At 27.7% G+C, this 19,911-nt stretch carries 21 protein-coding genes; 3 read left to right on the forward strand and 18 right to left on the reverse strand.

The genetic code is table 11. From position 1 onward, the window contains the following. Positions 1-107: 107 nt before the first annotated feature. The 4 genes from B2P65_RS13400 to B2P65_RS13415 all read right to left on the reverse strand — a co-directional run bounded on the left by B2P65_RS13400 (position 108) and on the right by B2P65_RS13415 (position 4,544). Positions 108-1,826, reverse strand: coding sequence for a B12-binding domain-containing radical SAM protein (locus B2P65_RS13400; protein WP_346848171.1), 1,719 nt, complete (start codon positions 1,824-1,826; stop codon positions 108-110). A gap of 5 nt (positions 1,827-1,831) precedes the next feature. Then, the gene (locus B2P65_RS13405; protein ID WP_150845503.1) at positions 1,832-2,335 is read right to left on the reverse strand and encodes a hypothetical protein; all 504 of its coding nucleotides are present in this window, start codon (positions 2,333-2,335) and stop codon (positions 1,832-1,834) included. Between the two features lie 173 nt (positions 2,336-2,508). After that, positions 2,509-3,225, reverse strand: coding sequence for a zinc dependent phospholipase C family protein (locus B2P65_RS13410; protein WP_346848172.1), 717 nt, complete (start codon positions 3,223-3,225; stop codon positions 2,509-2,511). 134 nt (positions 3,226-3,359) lie between these two features. Next, a complete protein-coding gene (locus B2P65_RS13415) occupies positions 3,360-4,544 on the reverse strand; it encodes a hypothetical protein (protein WP_346876224.1) in 1,185 nt (394 codons plus the stop codon). A gap of 314 nt (positions 4,545-4,858) precedes the next feature. Between B2P65_RS13415 and spoVB the strand changes: the two genes are divergently transcribed. After that, positions 4,859-6,361: a stage V sporulation protein B gene (gene spoVB, locus B2P65_RS13420; RefSeq protein ID WP_346867233.1), complete on the forward strand. Its 1,503-nt coding sequence runs from the start codon at positions 4,859-4,861 to the stop codon at positions 6,359-6,361. A 69-nt stretch (positions 6,362-6,430) separates the two neighbouring features. On the opposite strand, the gene B2P65_RS13425 is transcribed toward spoVB, so the two are convergent. From B2P65_RS13425 to B2P65_RS13455, 7 genes are all read right to left on the reverse strand, one after another. After that, the gene (locus B2P65_RS13425; RefSeq protein ID WP_346848175.1) at positions 6,431-8,056 is read right to left on the reverse strand and encodes a polysaccharide biosynthesis protein; all 1,626 of its coding nucleotides are present in this window, start codon (positions 8,054-8,056) and stop codon (positions 6,431-6,433) included. Between the two features lie 12 nt (positions 8,057-8,068). Beyond that, the gene (locus B2P65_RS13430; RefSeq protein ID WP_346848176.1) at positions 8,069-9,025 is read right to left on the reverse strand and encodes an RluA family pseudouridine synthase; all 957 of its coding nucleotides are present in this window, start codon (positions 9,023-9,025) and stop codon (positions 8,069-8,071) included. 22 nt (positions 9,026-9,047) lie between these two features. Continuing rightward, complete coding sequence (locus B2P65_RS13435; RefSeq protein WP_346880289.1) at positions 9,048-10,232, reverse strand: M20 family metallopeptidase; 1,185 nt, start codon at positions 10,230-10,232, stop codon at positions 9,048-9,050. Positions 10,233-10,612: 380 nt separating this feature from the next. Further along, positions 10,613-11,122 (reverse strand): signal peptidase I, encoded by a 510-nt coding sequence (gene lepB / locus B2P65_RS13440; RefSeq protein ID WP_346848178.1) that lies wholly within the window; start codon positions 11,120-11,122, stop codon positions 10,613-10,615. Positions 11,123-11,249: 127 nt separating this feature from the next. Further along, the gene (locus B2P65_RS13445) at positions 11,250-11,711 is read right to left on the reverse strand and encodes a GNAT family N-acetyltransferase (protein WP_346848179.1); all 462 of its coding nucleotides are present in this window, start codon (positions 11,709-11,711) and stop codon (positions 11,250-11,252) included. 158 nt (positions 11,712-11,869) lie between these two features. Beyond that, positions 11,870-12,319, reverse strand: a complete 450-nt coding sequence (locus tag B2P65_RS13450) for a hypothetical protein (protein WP_346848180.1) — start codon at positions 12,317-12,319, stop codon at positions 11,870-11,872. A gap of 432 nt (positions 12,320-12,751) precedes the next feature. Continuing rightward, on the reverse strand, positions 12,752-13,174 hold the full coding sequence (locus B2P65_RS13455; RefSeq protein WP_346848181.1) for a VOC family protein: 423 nt from the start codon (positions 13,172-13,174) through the stop codon (positions 12,752-12,754). 720 nt (positions 13,175-13,894) lie between these two features. Between B2P65_RS13455 and B2P65_RS13460 the strand changes: the two genes are divergently transcribed. Beyond that, a complete protein-coding gene (locus tag B2P65_RS13460) occupies positions 13,895-14,437 on the forward strand; it encodes a hypothetical protein (protein WP_346848182.1) in 543 nt (180 codons plus the stop codon). Between the two features lie 111 nt (positions 14,438-14,548). Here B2P65_RS13460 and B2P65_RS13465 read toward each other — a convergent pair whose 3' ends face one another. The 4 genes from B2P65_RS13465 to B2P65_RS13480 all read right to left on the reverse strand — a co-directional run bounded on the left by B2P65_RS13465 (position 14,549) and on the right by B2P65_RS13480 (position 17,439). After that, positions 14,549-15,940, reverse strand: a complete 1,392-nt coding sequence (locus tag B2P65_RS13465) for a hypothetical protein (protein ID WP_346880290.1) — start codon at positions 15,938-15,940, stop codon at positions 14,549-14,551. Positions 15,941-16,162: 222 nt separating this feature from the next. Then, the gene (gene lepB, locus B2P65_RS13470; protein WP_346848184.1) at positions 16,163-16,669 is read right to left on the reverse strand and encodes a signal peptidase I; all 507 of its coding nucleotides are present in this window, start codon (positions 16,667-16,669) and stop codon (positions 16,163-16,165) included. A 153-nt stretch (positions 16,670-16,822) separates the two neighbouring features. Continuing rightward, positions 16,823-17,194 carry an antitoxin Xre-like helix-turn-helix domain-containing protein gene (locus B2P65_RS13475; protein WP_346848185.1) on the reverse strand — a complete coding sequence of 124 codons (372 nt, stop codon included), beginning with the start codon at positions 17,192-17,194 and terminating at the stop codon, positions 16,823-16,825. Next, on the reverse strand, positions 17,191-17,439 hold the full coding sequence (locus tag B2P65_RS13480; RefSeq protein WP_346848223.1) for a ParB N-terminal domain-containing protein: 249 nt from the start codon (positions 17,437-17,439) through the stop codon (positions 17,191-17,193). The genes B2P65_RS13475 and B2P65_RS13480 overlap by 4 nt, the downstream gene beginning before the upstream one ends. Before the next feature lie 42 nt (positions 17,440-17,481). On the opposite strand from B2P65_RS13480, the gene B2P65_RS13485 reads away from it, so the two are divergent. Next, positions 17,482-17,979: a DUF4829 domain-containing protein gene (locus B2P65_RS13485; RefSeq protein ID WP_346848186.1), complete on the forward strand. Its 498-nt coding sequence runs from the start codon at positions 17,482-17,484 to the stop codon at positions 17,977-17,979. Between the two features lie 510 nt (positions 17,980-18,489). Here B2P65_RS13485 and B2P65_RS13490 read toward each other — a convergent pair. From B2P65_RS13490 to B2P65_RS13500, 3 genes are read right to left on the reverse strand one after another with little or no spacing between them, the layout of a single operon-like run. Beyond that, positions 18,490-18,897, reverse strand: a complete 408-nt coding sequence (locus tag B2P65_RS13490; RefSeq protein ID WP_346880291.1) for a helix-turn-helix domain-containing protein — start codon at positions 18,895-18,897, stop codon at positions 18,490-18,492. Between the two features lie 2 nt (positions 18,898-18,899). Further along, a complete protein-coding gene (locus tag B2P65_RS13495; protein WP_346848188.1) occupies positions 18,900-19,199 on the reverse strand; it encodes a tyrosine-type recombinase/integrase in 300 nt (99 codons plus the stop codon). Between the two features lies 1 nt (position 19,200). Further along, a complete protein-coding gene (locus B2P65_RS13500; RefSeq protein ID WP_346880292.1) occupies positions 19,201-19,788 on the reverse strand; it encodes a tyrosine-type recombinase/integrase in 588 nt (195 codons plus the stop codon). Between the last annotated feature and the right edge of the window lie 123 nt (positions 19,789-19,911).

A 19,911-nucleotide genomic window follows, 5' to 3' on the forward strand; every position in this document is an offset into this window, starting at 1 on the left:
AGATATATTAAAATCTATTATATCAGTTTTCTTAAAAAGTACAATATATCAATACAAAAAATTAATATATTGTACTTTTTAAAATAACAAAGATTTTACTTGACATTTTATTGAACTTTTAATTCACTTTCCTGTATAAATATTCTTTCCTTAACGTGATTATTTATAAAGGCAACATAATTTAGGGTTTTCTTTATTTCTCCACATTCAATAAAACTTTGTATATTATGATTGAATTTAAACACACTTATTTTATTTATATTATCTATAGAATTTTTATTCATAATGTATTCTTTTATATTTCTCTCTTCAGCTTTACTCATTTCTATTCTTAGAAAGTCAGGTATCCACTTTGTGTTATTATATGAGAAATACTCATATCTTATTATGTCTAATAATAATTCTTTCTCACCAGCTTTGATAAAGTCATTAAATTCAACAAAGAGAGAGTAATAATCTACAGATGCTATGCTGCGTCTAAAGTATCCCTTGACATCATAAAATTTAGATAGTTCATAGTAGAATTCGAATATATCTTTGAATTTATTACTTTTTTTAAAGAAATTTAATATAGTATAAAACTTACCACTATTTAAATACTTATCGACCATATGCTCAATTTTCTTTAGTATAATTAATTCATCATAACTTATATTTTTTGTTTTTAGAATTTCATAAGGTGGATAAGGTGAATAAACCATCCCCCATTTTTCACTTTCTTCCCTCATTTGAGAACCTTTTAAAAGCTTTAAAAATCCTAATTGTAACTCTTCTGGACTAATCTCATATACTTCATTAAAGGATTTTCTGAAGGAGTTAAAATCTTCACCAGGTAACCCTGCAATTAAATCTAGATGTTGCTTAATATTCTTTAGTTTATTTAGCTCTAATACTTTTTCTTTAATAGTTGAAAATTCTATAGTTCTATTAATATTTCTTAATATTTCATTATTGGTGGTTTGAACACCTACCTCAAATTGAAACATGCCACTAGGTGCTTTACTAAGTATATCTATTGATTCACTACTAAATAGATCTGCAGATACTTCAAAGTGGAAACAGGTATTCTCTCCATTTTCAATTAGATAACTCCATATAGCATTTGCAAAAGCTTTATTACAATTAAAGGTTCTATCAACAAATTTAACTAATTTAACTTTTTTATCTATAAAATATTGTAGTTCTTTTAACACTCTATCTATGTTTAAGAATCTTACTCCATGGGTAGTTGAAGATAAACAGTACTTACAATTAAAAGGACATCCTCTAGAAGCTTCATAATATACAATTTTATTTTTTAAGTCGTCATCAGTCTCATAAGGAAATACTATATTGTTCATATCCATTAATGGTCTATTACCTCCATATATAATGCCTTCCTTACTTTTGTAGTATAATCCCTTAATATTTTCACAATTATTATTATCTCCATTAACTTCAATATTTATTTTAAAATTAATTAATTCTCTATAGGTTTCTTCACCTTCTCCTTCAATTAAATATTCACCTACATTTTCTGTTAAAAACTCAATAGGATTATAAGAAGTTTCTGGGCCTCCATATATAATTTCAATATTACTGTCTATAAGCTTTATTAAAGTTGATACCTTTTTAACAAACTCAATATTCCAAATATAACAGGAAAATCCTATTATATTTGGTTTTTCATATAGTATTTCTTCAACTATTCTTTCTTCTCTATCATTTATAGAAAACTCCATAGTGTGACAATTATAATCTAAATCCTTTGTATATGCTTTTAAATATCTTACTGCTAAATTGCTGTGTATATACTTTGAATTTACTGCAACTAAAACTACTTTCATTTTTATTAACATCCTTTCTTTCTGCCCACAATCCTAAAGGTACCATTGGAAGATACTGCTTCTACAATATCAAAATAATTCTTTAGTCCGTCTATAATTTTTGATGAAGTATTATCAGTAAATAGGTTAAGTAAGTTTATTTGAAAATTCTTCATACTTTTATCAGGTAATGATACCCTTATATTTTTTTGTAATGTCTTTAATGGCTCCTTTTCCACATCCCAAATATAAACATATCCATTATTTTTCATTAATCTATATATATTATCAAAAAGCTTTAGCTTTTGTCTATGGGTTTTAATTTTATTTAAGGTAAAAAATACTATACAGCTATCATAATACCCTTCATTATCACAGGATTTAGAAGGTGCATTCTCCAAATAATTAACATCTATAAAATTATCATAATATTTATTAGCCTTATATATTATACCCTGGTTTCCATAAGTAATATCCAATACGTTACCTCTAAAAACCTCTTTTTCTAAACTTACAAATAAGCTCTCCATTTCACACCTCCATATTTTTATATTATTGATAATATTCTTTTTAATTTTGTAAATTCCTTTATTTTTACTATTGCATAAGAAAAAATAAGATTATGTTGAAAATTACAGTTATAGTACCCAAAAAAAAGAACTACCAATATATTTTCGTGGTAGTTCTTACATTATATATAGCTCTAATCTTCACTTTTAGATTCTATAATCTTTAAGGTGTTATAAAAATCAATGAGTAATCCTGCTGTTGTTGTGCAAGCTCTAAGTAATATCACATCTGCAATTTCATTAAACCGATTTTCTTTGATTCTTATACTTTCAAAGGACTTAGCGGTTTTAACAGCAAACTTTGTGTTTTCAATAACATATTTTTCAGGACTTCCATAAGTGATTATAGGATCTTTTAAAGGAATTTTATATCCATTAATAACTTTATCTATTATGAAACTTTCCAGAGGTTTATGTTTTTTCAAGTTTTTCATAGCATGAGCTGGCACTGTGGAGTCTTGTACTAAATGACAAGCAGCACCTAATAAAAATAGAGCTTTATTCATATCAGAATTTGCACCGTAAAACACAGATGCCTTATAATACTTTACACATTCTACTTTAGCATTTGAAAATCCATATAGACCGATTCCCTTCTCATGATGATAGAAATGATTAGTACTTTTCAAATCTGCATCAGCCCATTTTACACCTTTATTCAAATCTAACAAATGTTTAACAAAAAAATGATATTCATCAATATAGCCCTCCTGCTTTAATAAACGTAGAGCTTCTTTATTTATAAATTTATGGACTATACATTCAGTCTTTTTTATTCTCTTTTTTATAGGATTTGCAACTTTTATAAAGGCTGTCATAGTTCTATTATAAGTTCTTTCCATTTTCTTCATGTAATACACCTACGATTCTTTAAGAATAATAAAATAATCATTGAGATATATATTATTATACTCCAATTTAACCATATTATTTTATTATCTATTAAATTTAACGTAGTATTTATATGGAAATTATATATAGTAGCCTATTTTCTAATAGCTAAGGTAAATATAAATCCATGGTTACCATCTAATATATATAGCTCATCTTTTAAAACCTTCATATTAGATACCGTGCAATTTTCCTTTAAAGTTATTAATTTATTTGGAACACCATTTACAGCGCTACACATTATATTATTTTTATTACAATCATAAAAATATAGTTGCAAGGTATTTTGTCCATTAATTTTCCCTGTATCATCTATTGCAATCCATTTTAAACTATTTAAATCATTATGTTGATAAGCAGGTGCTGGTGGTGACATAGGATGTTTTTTTAACAATGGAGGATTTTTTATATTAGATTCACCTTGAAATCTTGGTGAATCTAGAGGATCCCCTCCAGAAAAATCTGGGAATCCATACCAATAACCTTTTTTTAGTTCATAGATATAATCACTGTCATTTTCTACTGGTCTTAATCCTCTGTTTTCATAGCCTCCTATGGTAGCAAAGATTCTACCATCAAGAGTTATATCTAGTCCCTCAATATTTCTTATTCCCCATGCATAGGTTTCAATAGCTTTGGTGTTAATATTATAAATTAGCAGAGATGAATTGCCTATGGACTCACCCTTTATAACCTCGTTGTCTTCATTAGAAGCTCCCTGTGGTACAAAGGCTCCTTTTTCATTTTTATTTAATACTATATTAAAAGGTGATATATCATAACCAGTTGGATTTTTATCTATCCATTGGTTATCACTTCCAACTACAGCTGAATTAGTTGCAGCTCCAATTGAAATAAATAAATAGTCCTTATATCCTCTTATTAAAACATTGCTATAATCTCCTTTATTAGGTATGTTTGATAAGCATTGTTCTAACTTCCCATTGTTTATATCCAAGCTGAGTATTTCATTATTAGTAAGGAAGTATAGTTTATCTCCATTACATTCAAGGGTGGTAATGTTATAGTTTTTGTCTTCAATTAAAGTATAGGGCTCTCCAGTTGATGGAATAGCCATTATTTTATTTTCAAAGGCAACATATAATCCTTTATCATTACTAGTAAAATCTATGGCATTCTTTAATCCCTTATATCTAATTTTCATCTCAACTTCTGAGTCTTTAACCCCTATATTATATATATTATTTTTATCTTTTACTATTAATAAAGAACTAATAGCTAATATTATAAGCAGAATCCATCCAATTATTTTTTTCATAGTTCCTCCATTTAAATATTATTTACACTAATATATATTTAAATATTCTTAATTAAATTACATTAAATGAAATATAAGATAAAAATATATGGTTAGAGAATAATCTTTAATCTACCTTCATAAGTATTATTATATTAAGGCATCTTCAAAAAATAAATAAGTCAGAATGCTCGTTTATTTTGTGTTATACTGTGTCAACAGAACCCTTAGATAGTGCTACTATCTGCGGAACCTGTTTCCTTGTCTAACTCAAAATATACTTCTCATCTTTGATTTGTTATTTATTTTCAGATGCCTAATTGGAGGTAATAAAGATGAGTAAAGATACTTTTTATAGAGATACCTTTGTGTTAACTCTTTCTAATTTAGCCATGGGTGTATTGAGATTTATGTTTTCTATTATACTATCAAGACAGTTAGGACCAGAGGGAGTTGGACTTTATGGTTTGATAATGCCTATATATGATTTATTTTGTTGTTTAGTATGTGGAGGAATAATTGCTGCAATTTCACGAGAAACTTCTGCTTACCTGGGTACTAGTAGATTTGAAGATTTACATAAAACTGTTAATGCTTCCCTAGTTTTTATAGTACTTTGGTCAATTTTTATAGCAGGTATTATGTTTATACTTAGTCCGATAATCTGTAATTATATTATTAAAGACCCTAGAGCCATACGTTCCTTATGGATAGCTTCTCCTGCTATTGTTTTTATTGCTATATCCTGCGTATATAAAGGTTATTTCTATGGAGTAAGTCAAGTAATAACCCCTTCAGTTATAGATATATTAGAAAAAGCTGTTAGAATGGTGATATTAGTAGGAGTAATCTACTATTTATCTCTTAAAACCATCGAAAATACAGTAGCGGCAACCTATCTTTCATTTACTATTGGTGAAATAATAAGTTTCGTATTTCTATATATTTTCTATAAAAGAAGTATTAAAAAGATTCCTTATACCAATAGTGTAAGACCAGATAACAGCTTTCAATTGTTATTTAACATACTAATTATTGCTGTCCCTTTAGCTATAAATGGTTTTTTAACTACAGCGCTTCAAAGTGTATCTACACTTTTAGTACCCATAAGGTTAGTCGCTGCGGGTTTTGATCACATAGGTGCCCTTGAGATAATAGGTAAATTTAATGGTATGGCTCTTGCTATCGTGTACTTCCCATTAGTTATAGTTGTATCTTTGTCTACAGTAATAATTCCAGATATATCTAAAAAGATAAGTCAAAAGGATTTTTCTAATATAAATTCTAGAGTAAATGAAGTAATTAAAATTTGTTTTATGTTAGGGGTTTCTACAGTAATTATTTGCTATGTATGTCCTAATTTATTAGGTGAAGTATTCTTTGATAGAAGTGACTTAGGTAGCTTTATAAAGATAGCTTCCCTTGCAGCTCCATTTATGTATTGTCACTACTGTACCTATAGTATTTTAAATGGTATAGGGAAACAAAAAGTTATCCTTTTAAGCTCCATTGCTACAGCTTTGATTGAGTTAGTTCTAATATTTATACTTATAGGTATTCCTAGCATAAATATCTATGGATATGGAATTTCCTTAATTGTAACCTCTATTATAGGCCTTTTAATAAATCTGTATTATATTGGACAAGTGATAGAGCTATCTTTTCCTATTTGGGAAATATTAATCCTAGTGTTACTAACTGTTTTAGTATATTTAGTAACAACCATCATAAGTTCTATAATTCCTAATACCTTTATCATTCCTAAAATCATAACTATCATTGTAGTTGCTTTCTCCTTATTCTTTGTATCAAGTTTTTTAATACGCAAAAGTTCATAAAATAGAACCTAGGACTTAGTTTTTTAGATACTAAGTTCTAGGTTCTATTTTAAAATAAATTAATAATATTTACTTTAACTTTTTATATATTCTTCTAGGTATAAGTTTTGTAATTTTATTTGGCAGTGAATTTAAATCAGACTTTTTAACACCACCTATAGTTACTAGCACTAATCCGTAGGCTCCAGCAGATAATGCTATACTTATTAATGATGCAAATAAGTTTAATATGTAACCACTGAAAATTAATCCTAGAACTCCATTAAATATCTTATATGAGAAAAATGTTACTATCCCCATAGCTAATCCAGCTATTAAAGGTTTTATATAACAAGGAATCAAGTGTATCCTTCCATCAATAGAGTCATTTATTTGCCACTGGAATAATATAAGCATTACTAAATAACAGGCTGCATTACCCCAAATAGCTCCAAGGATTCCAAAGGAAGGCATTGCTATCAGTATATAATTCACAACAACTTTAGCCAAAATTCCAACTACAGAAAATATAGTTACTACGTTTACCTTACCCATTCCCTGTAAAATAGAAGTTTGAACTAATGTGATAGCATATAAGATTAAAACCCAAGCTCCCCATACTAATAAGGGTGATACTTCTTTATCATAGCCTAGGATTCTTAAAATAGGCATAGATAGAACTCCTAATCCCACAGCACAAGGTATAGCTATCATAAAAGTAACCCTATAGGAAGATTTAATATTAAATCTAAGACCTTTTTTATTATCTAGGGCATGGATTCTAGATATGGCAGGAACAAGAGCAATAGCTAAAGCTCCAATAATTGCCATAGGAATTGACATAAGAGTGTTGTAAAGACCTAAATATCCCCATTGAATATCAACAGTTTTCTGACTTAATCCTGTAGATAAAAGTCTAGACTTTACAATTTTTAAGTCTACTATAGTTCCTGAGTTTTGCAGTGCAGAAGCTATAGTTATTGGAAATGCATATTTTAATATGGATTTAATAATAGTTTTATTACTTAGTCTACTTACCCCTACTTTGTTCTTTTTTGGGGCGTGATTAGATCCATACATTTTATATGCTAATATAAAGTATAAAGATGCTCCAATAGCTCCAACCACTGTACCTATAGTTCCTCCAGCAGCTCCATAGGATACACCTTTTCCCATGAGTAGATAAGCAAATAATAAACTAAATATTATATTTAGAATTTGTTCGCCTACTTGGGATACTGCAGTGGTAGTCATATTTCCAATACCCTGAAAATAACCTTTGTATGCACCCATTATTGAAGTAAATAATAATGCCGGTGCAAGCCATCTAGTAGCTAATATTGATTCAGGACTATTAAAAGCCATACTTAAGGGTTTTGCCCATATAAACATAAATACGGATAGGATTAACCCTAAGATTATAAGTAAAGTCCTAGATGCTCTAAAGGTTTTTATTGCATCTTTGTAGTTTCCCTTTGCTTCAAGTTCCGATACTAACTTTGCAATGGCTACAGGTATACCCGCATTAGCTATAATGTATATATAAGAAAAAATTGTATATGTAGAATAGTATACTGACCAACCCGTTGATCCTAAAATCTGCCTAAGTAAAGGTGTATAAACTACAGATAACACCTTTACTGACATCATAGATATGGTGAGTACCATAAAGCCTTTAGCTACAGAGTGCTGAGCCCCCTCAGTTCTGTCATTCATATTACCCCTCCATTAAAACTTAAACACATCATTCTTTATCTTCTTTAATACTGGTGGTAAAGATTCTGCTATAGTTTTATTTTTCATATATTCAAGCTCCTCTGAGTTTGATTTAAATATTACTTTATATGCATATAGGAATTGAAAATCTAAACCATATCTATTTACAAAGAAGCTATTAAGCTTTTTATCTCCATATTTAGAATCTCCAACTATAGGATTTCCTAGCTCTGATAAGTGAGCTCTTAATTGATGACTTCTTCCAGTAAGTAAGTTAATTTCTATTAGGGAAAAAGTACCACAACTTTGAATAGTTTTAACCTCCATAGCAATTTCTTTACTGTTTGGAACTTCAGTCCTATATACCTTAGAAATATTTGCATCTTCATTTTTTAAGATATATCCTGTATAGGTTCCGTCCTTTATTCTTCCTTGTACTAGAGCCATATAGTATTTTTCAATACTTCTTTCTCTTATAGCTTCATTAAGAGCCTTTAGATATTTGAAATTTTTTCCGAATATAACTACCCCAGAGGTATTTCTATCCAACCTATTACATGGAGCAGGAGTAAAAGTTACTTCTTTTTCGGGTTCATAATCACCCTTATCATAGAGATAAGATAAGGCATAGTCTGTTAAAGTCGGTTCTCCATTTTTTGTATCACTATGAACTAATAAATTAGGCCATTTTTCTACCATAAGTATATTTTCATCTTCATAGGTAATTTTAAGATTATTTTCTATTCTTTCAAATTTCTTTTTTTCACCACTAGTTTTTATATATCTTATTTCTATGGTGTCTTCCTCTTCTAAAACATATTGTTCTTTTATTTTTTTACCATTTACTCTAATGTCACCTTTTCTAAATGCCTTATATATAGCGCTTAATGGTACATCCTTCAGTAACTTTCTAAGGAATTTATCGCATCTTTGACCGGCTTCATTTGAACCTATTTGTATATTATTCATATTGTCCTCCAATATTTCTTTCTTATAGTTTGTTAAGATAGTTTACAGCCATATTACAATGAACTGCTACTCCTATTTGTAGACATTCCTCATCTATATCAAATTTACTACTATGCAGAGGATATATTATTCCTTTTTCAAGGTTTCCACATCCTAATTGATAAAACATAGCTGGAACCTTAAGGGAAAAGTATGCAAAACTTTCTACACCCATAGTAGGTTCTCTTAATATTTTAACCTTATCTTTTCCTAATAGAGTTACACTATTATCATAAAATATATTATACATAGCGTCGTCATTATATAAACATGGATAACTCTCATCAATATTAATTTCACAGGTACCTCTTAAACTTTCTACCTGCATGGTTACCAATTCTTTTAATCTTTTTTTCATGTATTCCCTATCTTCTAGGTTCATAGTTCTAATTATACCAGTTATAGTAACCTTATCTGGTATAATATTGGCTGCTGTACCTCCATTTATAGTTCCTATAGTTATTACCCCTGGTGATACTGGACTAGTCTCTCTACTTACTAACAATTGTAAAGCATTTATAACCTGAGCTGCAATTACTATAGGGTCTATCCCTTTATGAGGACTTGCACCATGAGAACTTTTACCACAAATAGTAATGGTAAAAGGATTAGAAGCAGCATAAGCTACCCCTTGCTTAAGTCCAATAGTTCCAACCTCAAGACTTTCATCTACGTGACACCCAATTATTGCATCCACATGAGGAGCTTCTAATGCTCCTTCTTCTATCATAATCTTAGCTCCACCAGTAGTTTCTTCAGCGGGTTCAAAAATAAACTTTACATTTCCTTTTAACTCTTTTCTATGGTTATTTAAGAGTTTAGCTGCTCCAAGTACCATTGTCATATGAGCATCATGGCCACAGGCATGCATTTTTCCATCCATCTTAGAAATATAGCAGTGACTATTTTTTTCATGGAGAGGTAGTGCATCCATATCACACCTTATAGCTATAGTTTTTCCATTACTATTACCTGCTTCCCCATATATAGTAGCTACAACACCTGTACCTGCGCAAGAATAAAATTCTATATTCTCATTCCTCAAGAAATTTTTTATTCTATCAGAAGTTTTATATAAATCAAAATCTAACTCTGGATTTTCATGGAATTCTCTTCTTATATAAATTAATTCTTCACTTATTTGTTTAGCTTCATGGATAAAGTTCATCTGAAACCTCCTTACTGATAATTATATATTATATACAAATATACAAAAAAATAATAGACTTGAAGTCTATTTAAGAGAAGTCTTAACTATATTGTACTTCAAACCATTATATAACAGAAAAGCTTTCCTTTCAATATTATAGTCAAATATGTTTCAGCTGTGTAAAACCTCCTAGGTGATTCTTCACAATATTTGTAATCTTTCTTATAGTCTATAACTATGAATATATGTAACATTTTATATATATGTCTATAGATAATTTTCACTAGGAAACTAGTTAAATATATATCTATACTAATATTAAACTATAGAACTATTTAACTAGTTAACTAGTTGTACTCATAGTGAGGCTTTGGGGTGCATTAAGTATTTAATAAGGTTTAATTTAAGTCATTAAATATCATTTTCTTTAAATTAAATCTATAAACACTCTTACCCATAATATCATCTATTTTAATAGCTCCAATACTTCTGCTATCTAAACTATTTTCTCTATTGTCTCCCATGACAAATATAGAATCACTAGGTATTTTAATAGTCATATCAGGATATGTTTTTACACTATCATCTAAATAAGGTTCTTCAAGTAGTTCACCATTTATATATACATCACTATTCTTAATCTCGATTGATTCATTAGGCAATCCGATTACTCTCTTAATAATATTTCTGTCCTCCATTTTTATAACTACAATATCACCTCTGTCATAATCATCAGTAAATTGTTTGTATTTTTCTAATATAACCTTATCATGGTATTCATTTAATGTTGGGTACATTGATATTCCTTCTACTGTTATTACATCAATGACAAAGACTCTTATCATAATTACTAAAACAAATACAAGAAATATCTTTAGGTAATCCTTATAATCTTTTTTCATATACATATAATATATCACTCCTTATATATTATATATATTTTACTATATAGAATATATATAATATGCAAAATACATAAAATTATACAATTAACACATTAAATTACAAATGGTGAAGCATTTAGAGTTGAAATAGTTATAGTTTTAATTCCATTCTTAAATCTGATTCTAGATACTTACTGTCTAGAAAAGGGGTTTCTATAAAACCAAATTTCTTATATAACCCTATGGCTGAAGTTAATTTGTGATTTGAAAAAAGAATTATTCTTTTAACATTTTTTTGTTTTGCAATATAAAGACATTTTTCCATTAATATTTTTCCTATATTTAATCCTTGATATTTTTCAGTAACAGCAAGTTTTGCCAATTCCAAAGTATTATCATCAACTCTTATTAAAGACATAGTTCCTACTATTTCTTCACCGTGTTTAGAAAAAAATATAAAACCACCTTTATCTAGTACGATTTCTTTAGGATTATTTAAAATCTTCTCATCTTCCGGCTCTAATAATTCATACTTTTCAAGCCATTCATAAGAGAGCCTCTTTAAATCATCATGGTATTTTTCTTCATATTCAACAATTATTATTTTCTCCATATTAAATTCCCTTCCCTTTCAAATTGAACTTACATTTTAAATTATACTATATTATATATATCTTGGAAAAAATATAAAAAATAGAAAAGTTTAAAACTATACTTTAACTTATAGACACTAGGGTACTCTTAAGAGTACCTTCTCTTTGACCTACACTTTTACAATAATCCATATACTTCAATAATATTTAGAATATCATCTGCAATTTTTGTGAAATCTACTTTCTTTTGTTCAACATTATAAAAATCATCAGCAATAAAGTAGAGGTCAGCTTTGGGAGCAATACCTATATTTCTTCCAACTGCAATAGAAGCCATTGCTACTCCATGCATTTCTGCTATGTCTTTTTCACTACTAAAAGCTTTATAAAATTTCAAGTTATCTTTTATTTCCACATGGTCAACAAGCAAGGTAGCATCTATCATAGCTATCCCAATACCCTCACTATCATATCCTTTATCATGCAAATTGCCCAATTCAAGCTTTTTCTTTTTACCTTCTTCAATAAGTTTCCATGGTTCAAAGTCTTTCGGTAAATCCTCTGACCACTCTGTTACGGTATCAAATTGAGTAACATTTGTTAAATCTCCTACAGATATTTTTTTCAACTGTTCACTATCTATTTTTGTACCTCTTAAATCTATAATACCGTCTTGGTTTTTTTCATATTTAACATCATCACTTCTATCATTTAGAATTGTTGAAGATATTGGAATTGGATGATTTTAAATATATCCTCTTTCCCATGTATCATTATTAGAGCATGATATTAAAAAACATGCTGCTATTATTAAGCTTAGATTAATGTTAATGATAGTAACTTTTTCATATGCCCCCCCTAATAAAAAAATAATAGTAATGAACAGACAATTAAAATTGTTCATAAAATCTAATTGATAATTGTATTTACATTATCACTGGAAATCATGTAGTTCACCTCGAATTGCTAAAGATCGCCCTAGTACAAAATTCCTATTTTCCTTTTAGTTTATATATAATAAAATTTCGCTCACTTAACTAATCTCCCAAATTATTGGAGTTTATTTAATCCTATTGAACATTGGATGATTTACATTAAACTCAACTAAATCCCACAAGTTACCGTATAAATCTTTAAATACTGCAACTGTTCCATACTCCTGTTCTTTAGGCTCTCTAACAAACTCTATACCTATATTTTTCATTTCTTTATAATCACGCCAGAAATCATCAGTTCCTAAGAAAAGAAAAACTCTTCCACCTGCTTGATTTCCTATGAAAGGCTCTTGTTCTACCTTAGATGCTCTTGCAAGTAATATTGTTGTTGAATTTGAACCAGATGGAGATAATACTACCCATCTTTTATCTTGCTCTGATTGATAAGTATCTTCTAATAATTCAAAATGAAGTTTATTTGTATAGAAATCAATTGCTTCATCATAATCTCTTACTACTAAAGCAATATGTACCACCGATTGAATCATAACGTTCATCCTTTCTGTATTAGGATTTATCTCCCCGACAATTTGGAATTTTATAATATCTAAAGATTTTTATTAATTCTAACATATTATTGTTTGCTTTGTAATTTATTTATTAGTGCAATTGGATCTATTATCGTACCAAGTTCATAGGTTCCATTTTCACCAACAAAGGCAATTTTTTCATTAGCTTTTATTTCGAAACGCTATGAAAGTAATACATATAAAATATTAATATATATCAACATTTAATAGGTATATATTAATATGAATATAATTTATTGTAAATATATTGTGTTATTTTTTTCTTATGCAAGGTGTTTGATATAACACCACTTTACAAGTAATCAAATTTAAATTACCCAAAAATACAACGAACCAAACGACCTAACCCTGTACAAACTAATCATAGCAATACAAACAATCTGAAAGGGTGTGTTTGGTTCTATGAATAGTATTAATAGTAAATCAATAATTAAAACATTAAATAGTTATCTTTATTCATATAAAGATATATTTTATGAAAGAGGTTTTAAAACTTCACTATGATAATCATGGCAATGCTTTCTATTCAAGAGGTTCGCTCAATTAAATTCCTCTACGAGAAATTTATAAAAAAGCATTTAGAGATAGCTAATATAATATGATATGATATAAAGTGGATTAAGAAAGATTAATATATGAAATTTTATATGTTAACTATAATGTAGAGGGGGATTTCTTGTGAGTAGAGTGCCATTTCAAATAGTAGATGAAAACTTTTATGAATGCGTAGATACAAGTAAAGAAATTTTTTGGATGTATAATGATATAGCATCTAACTGGGGTATTGTACATAATATTGATTTTGAGCATGTTGATTATGATAAATATATTATGTGTGAGATTGTTGAAGAAAGACTCAAAAGCCCTGATTTGCAACGTATTGTAGATATAGTTAATCAAGGTTGCTTTACCGCATTAAGCTGTTATGTTCTAAATCTAATGGATGAAGATTTACGGGATAGTAATGTTATTATTCTTATCGATGATTTATTAGCAGACCGAAGAATAGATAGTATGAAATTTGAAAAAGAGTTATTGATAATTATGCGTGATGCACTTAATCAAGAGTTAACATATAATATTGATGATAATAAATATTGGACTGAATTTCCTGCTGGTAAACACTTGTATGATAAGCTAAAAGAAGTATATGCAAAATATGTAATTGGTTATTATCAATCTATGATAGAAATAGCTCGAACTGATGTATATTATATATAAAGTTATTATCACGTTTTATACCTAAGTAGTATGTGTAGATGAAGACTAAGGCTGTCCCCAAAATGGTACGGTCTTTTTCTTCACAATAAAAAAGAGAGCTTTTAAACTCTCTTAATCATTTTTATATTCATTTATTAATTCGCGAATTGTTTTATTAAATGGCATTCTTTTCAATTCTTTTATATCTTTATCTCTAATCTTGTTAATTGAAAAATTATTTTTATAACTAAAAATCTTATACACACTTCCCTTAATTCTTTCTTTAATAATACCTTCAAACTTCATAATTATATTGAAGTTAGTTAATAAATAAAAATCAGCATTTGTAACAGAATTAAATGTTGTTATTGTATATTTTTTTATTATCTTTTCTTTAGTACTATTAATCTCTATTTCTATCTCTAGAGATAATTCAATGGTATTTGTATTATATATAATTTTTTTATTTGGTATGTATAGAATATCGTCAATTAATATATTTGTAAAATCTAAATATGTAATCCTATTATATCTTTTTAAAAATTCCAACGTGAGTCCACGTAATATACAATTATCTTTTTTATCAAAAGATAATTTCTCCGTTTCTATGCACTCAATATATTTAACATCAATAAAAATTTTACCATTGTAATTAAAGTTTACTATGCGGAAACACAATCCATATTCTAAATTTCTATTATTGGAAGTAACTCCTAATCTATAATGGTAATCTAAATTATTCACCAATGTATCCAGAGACATAAATTTCAAGATATGTCTAATGCTAAAATATATTTCATCATAATACGTTGATTTCATATCATGAGAAAATAACTTATCTCTAGATAATTCTTTTAATTTATAACTATATAAAATGCTTCTAACTTTATTTATTGGTATATTTTCTTCTACTTTAACATTTAATTCTTTTCCAAAATTAAAATCAAATTCATCTATATATATATCCCCAACTATATTATTATCATCATCTATATATGCTCTATAAGAAAATGTTTTCTTCCGATTTAATTTATAAGATACTTCTATGCAATTTCCGTTTATTTTTATATCTTTTATATCAATATCACTCAAATCAATGAATATATATATCCAGAACTTTTCTTTTTTATTATAGTACTCTCTACTATGTTCTATTTTAGGAATTATCGAACTCTCAATAATATCCAAATTAAATATAATTAATTCAATATTAGAATTTTTTCTAATTTCTTCATAAATTAGTGGCTCTTTATTATTGCAACTTCCACCAAATAATATTCCTTTCATCGGTTTACCAATATTGTTGTTCTTAATAATATAATCTAAATTCCAGTAATCATCTTCCTCTATATCTTGATATTTAACCTCAATCACATAGTAATAATTTTCATCTTTAGCTAATAAATCTATTGCTTTTAACTGCTCCAAGAAATTTACTTCATTTTGTAATATATAACTTCCTCTTCCATTTAATAATTTTTCAATATGTGGATAAAGTATTATTTCTTTTTGTATATTAATCACCCTCCTATTTCTCTATTACTTATTCGGCTTTTAAAACTGCATAATTTCAATGTTTCCAACCCTTAATATATACCTCTTAGTGTAGTACAATTTTATAGGTATAATTTAAATTATATAAATCTTTTATTTAAGCATAAAAAAGAAGTGCTAATTAAACACTTCTAATACCTTTAAATTATGAGGTTTTATTTGGTTAATTCACCCTCTAGCATCATTATCAATTTATATCCCATTAAACAATCTCTCATTAAAATTAAATCTATATATAGCTTTACCTAGCACATCTTCTATTTTAACTACTCCTATGTGTCTACTATCTTTACTATTCCCTCTATTATCACCTAGTACAAATATATGACCTTCTGGAACAATAACTTTCATATCAGGATATGTTCTAATGTCCTTATCTAAATATTCTTCCTTAAGTAACTCTCCATTTATATAAATATAACCATTCTTAATTTCAACTGTTTCATTAGGTAACCCGATTACTCTTTTAATTATCCTTTTATCAAGAATTTCTTCATTGATAACAATTATATCCGACCTATTATAATCATCTGTAAACTGCTTATATTTCTCAAGTATAACCTTATCATGGGATTCATTTAAAGTTGGATACATAGAACAACCTTGAACACTTATAACATCTATTACAAACAACCTTATAGCTAATACAAATATTATTATTAATGCATATTGACCATACTCTTTAAATTTACTATTCATATAACAAACCACCTACTACTCTATTTTTATATTCATCACTTACTGATAAATATAAAAGATATTTGACTGGATATTTTTCTTTTTCAATTTCAATTTCAATTTTCATTTTTATACCCCCAATATTTATAATTACATAATAATATTAACATGTTTTCAAATATTAGTATATAACTGTATATATTCCTCTGTAGCTTTCTGTGTAAGACTTTTAATCTTATCTCTACCTAAGTCCTCTATAAGTTTAGATTGTTCTTCTTGGCTTAATTTAGACCATACAGAGAGTGCTGTAGTGTACTTTACCGTACCATCTGATATTAATTCTTGTAGGTCAGGGGATAAGGTTTGAAGTTGCTTAAGTCTTTGAAGTGTTCTAACATCCACTCCTAATCCTTTAGCCATTTGTTCTTGGGTTGGAGCGACATTTTGTCGTTCTAAACTTATTTTTCCTGCACTACCCTGTCTTACCCCACATAATTTTTCATATTCTCCAAATACTCTCCCTTGTTTAACTGGGTCATTTTTCAATCTTCCAAAGTTTGTTGCAAGAAGTTTTTAAGTTTTTCATCTTCTTCAATTAAATCTTCTTTTATAATTACTGGAATTAATTGAATACCTAAATCCTTACTTGCTTGATATCTTTGATGTCCACTTATTATTGTCATATCAGGACTTACTATTAAAGGTGTTAGAATTCCATCTTCTTCTATTGATTTTTTAAATTTTTCATACTGTTCTCCTTCAATATCAACATATACAAATATTTTTAAAATGGTATAATCATATTATATATTACAAATATTGGAGGAATTGTAATGAATGAGATGAAGGCTAAAATTAATCATTTATGGAAAACGAACAGAAAAGAATGTAAAATTGCTATTTTTATTCTAGTTGTAGTTATTGTTTTCATTATTGGTATAAGTACAACTAATCAAGGTGGTATAACTGATAATGTTGTAGTAAATATTGGAGAGTCTTCTAAGTTTACTGAAGAAGAAATAAATAAAGCAGTAGATTGTGTAAAGAAGGATTTTGATTCCGGTTATACAGGATGTACTCTTACTAAAATATGGTATGACGAAGAAAAATCTAATTCTGCTGTTGAAGAATATTTACAATATGGAGGAGGTTCAGTAAATGGAGTTAGTCCCGAAAATGTTATTATTTTGTTATCTAATTTTGATGTCGATGATTCAGGTGATAGTCTTGCTTTAAATCCAAATTCAACTTATACAAATTATAATTGGGTTTTAATAAGAACTAGCAAAAGAAGTAAGTGGAGAATTGATGACCGTGGCTATGGACTTTAACAAATTAAATGAAAAGAAATTTCACACTAAAAAATATTTAAATGAGGTTGTCTTTTTATAGTGAACTTCATTTAATGTAGTAAATCAACAATTTTAAATACAATGCCATTTAAAAGCTCATATCGAACCATATACGAGACGATACTTTGAACTTAAACAATAAAGGAGAGAATGCTACAATAGTATCAAGGTTATTGAGTGGCTCTTAATTTTATATTTATATATGTTGACTGTAGCTATATAGCTTATTAGTTTTTTATTATTAACCTTTTAATTATTAGTGCTACATTGATGTCATATGTAGTTAAAATATCATTGTCTTAGGGATATGACATATAACTCATACATCCTATTAAAAAGTGAAAAAAATAGGTTATATTTTTTAAAATCTGAACATGACAAATAAACCTATTGCATACTAATTTTTAAAAATGATATAATAGATTCAACAATTATTTTATTTATTCAGTTCTTGAGTCTTATGCTATCGTTACTAGCAGGGACTCCTTTTTATGTCCACCCTAAAAGTTTCTTCTCTAATTCTTCCATATTATAATCTCGTTGTTCATAACTATGGAATTTATTTTTCTTTTTATTATAAGTGCTTTTGACTTTATTCATAGCAGTTTTTACAGTTGTAACTGTTCTATCTATTACAGGTTTTAATAGAGTGTATATATTAACACTACCTAGTTTTCGCTCTATTGTTATATAACCTTCAGAAATAAGCCTTTTTAAACTCCTCTGGACTGTTCTAACGCATATATTAAGCATCTCAGCAACTTTTCTTTGAGAAGGGAAACATTTATCACTGTTGAAGCAAAAGGTCGAGAATGCACAAAATACAGCTTTGTCGGTAGTAAATAAAGACTTATTATACATTACTTCATTATAAAATGTAGTGAATCCTTTACTCATGATTATTTTCCTCCCTTTCTGCTTTTTCTATCAATTTTTAGCTTTTTATTATCTTTGGAAAGCACATCAAGGGGATTATATTTCAATAAATCTTCTGAGAAATCTAATGGTAATAAATTAACATATCTTTCTGTGGTTTTTATATTATTATGAGCGAGTAAAACATTAAGCCTATAAATATCTCCACCATTTTTAATAAATAAAGTTGCAAATGTATTTCTAAAAGTATTGACACCTCTCATTTTTACTTTGCAATGCTTAAAATAATTTACTAGATTTTGATGTAGTGTATCATAACTCATTTTATTTCCATCTAATTTTGGGAATAAATAATCGTCTTCTTTTAATCCCATTATAGCAATATACTACTTTAAGAGTTTTAGATAGGATTACAGTAACTTGCTTTTTTGTTTTCATATGTCTAAAAAGAATACTTTCATTAAGAAAATCGATATCTTTTACTTTTACATTTAATAATGTTGTACTCCTGCATCCTGTGCCTAATAGAAAGTTAACAGTTGTCCAACTTCTATAATCGCCTACAACACATGTATTTAAATTAGGTTTTTTAAGTAATTTATTTATTTCAGCCTCAGTATAAACTTCTTTTTTCGCTAAAATGATATTGGGAATTTTAACTTCAAACTTTTCTAAATACTCCCTAGTAAAGCAGTATGTTAAAAATGCTCTAATTTTTATAACATAAGTTTGATAGTAATTACCCTTATATCCTTTATCTATCATATAGTTTATATGTTTTTGTATTTTATCTTTAGTCAATGTGTTAATATTGTCATCCAAATTTACTATTTTACTTAATTGATATCTCTTAAATCTTTCTTTACTGCTTAAAGTTCCTTCTCTTTGACCTATACTTTTACAGTAATCCATGTATTCTTCATAACACTCTTTAATAGTTTTTTTGCATTTCTGTCAGCTCTTATTGTTTTTAGTTTTAATTTTGACATAAAAAATCGCTCCATTCATGTATCTGTTTTTTAATCAAACAATGAA

Source organism: Clostridium sp. UBA3061, from assembly GCF_002367465.1.
GTDB classification, from domain to species: domain Bacteria; phylum Bacillota; class Clostridia; order Clostridiales; family Clostridiaceae; genus Clostridium_J; species Clostridium_J sulfidigenes.

What these genes read in the sequence shown, in the direction of transcription:
- B2P65_RS13405 (WP_150845503.1), bottom strand. Translation starts at nt 2,335, where the DNA reads ATGGAGAGCTTATTTGTAAGTTTAGAAAAAGAGGTTTTTAGAGGTAAC.
- B2P65_RS13485 (WP_346848186.1), top strand. Translation starts at nt 17,482, where the DNA reads ATGAATGAGATGAAGGCTAAAATTAATCATTTATGGAAAACGAACAGA.
- B2P65_RS13425 (WP_346848175.1), bottom strand. Translation starts at nt 8,056, where the DNA reads ATGAATGACAGAACTGAGGGGGCTCAGCACTCTGTAGCTAAAGGCTTT.
- lepB (WP_346848184.1), bottom strand. Translation starts at nt 16,669, where the DNA reads ATGAATAGTAAATTTAAAGAGTATGGTCAATATGCATTAATAATAATA.
- lepB (WP_346848178.1), bottom strand. Translation starts at nt 11,122, where the DNA reads ATGTATATGAAAAAAGATTATAAGGATTACCTAAAGATATTTCTTGTA.
- B2P65_RS13435 (WP_346880289.1), bottom strand. Translation starts at nt 10,232, where the DNA reads ATGAACTTTATCCATGAAGCTAAACAAATAAGTGAAGAATTAATTTAT.
- B2P65_RS13500 (WP_346880292.1), bottom strand. Translation starts at nt 19,788, where the DNA reads ATGGATTACTGTAAAAGTATAGGTCAAAGAGAAGGAACTTTAAGCAGT.
- B2P65_RS13415 (WP_346876224.1), bottom strand. Translation starts at nt 4,544, where the DNA reads ATGAAAAAAATAATTGGATGGATTCTGCTTATAATATTAGCTATTAGT.
- B2P65_RS13430 (WP_346848176.1), bottom strand. Translation starts at nt 9,025, where the DNA reads ATGAATAATATACAAATAGGTTCAAATGAAGCCGGTCAAAGATGCGAT.
- B2P65_RS13410 (WP_346848172.1), bottom strand. Translation starts at nt 3,225, where the DNA reads ATGAAGAAAATGGAAAGAACTTATAATAGAACTATGACAGCCTTTATA.
- B2P65_RS13400 (WP_346848171.1), bottom strand. Translation starts at nt 1,826, where the DNA reads ATGAAAGTAGTTTTAGTTGCAGTAAATTCAAAGTATATACACAGCAAT.
- B2P65_RS13495 (WP_346848188.1), bottom strand. Translation starts at nt 19,199, where the DNA reads ATGAGTTATGATACACTACATCAAAATCTAGTAAATTATTTTAAGCAT.
- spoVB (WP_346867233.1), top strand. Translation starts at nt 4,859, where the DNA reads ATGAGTAAAGATACTTTTTATAGAGATACCTTTGTGTTAACTCTTTCT.
- B2P65_RS13445 (WP_346848179.1), bottom strand. Translation starts at nt 11,711, where the DNA reads ATGGAGAAAATAATAATTGTTGAATATGAAGAAAAATACCATGATGAT.
- B2P65_RS13490 (WP_346880291.1), bottom strand. Translation starts at nt 18,897, where the DNA reads ATGAGTAAAGGATTCACTACATTTTATAATGAAGTAATGTATAATAAG.
- B2P65_RS13455 (WP_346848181.1), bottom strand. Translation starts at nt 13,174, where the DNA reads ATGATTCAATCGGTGGTACATATTGCTTTAGTAGTAAGAGATTATGAT.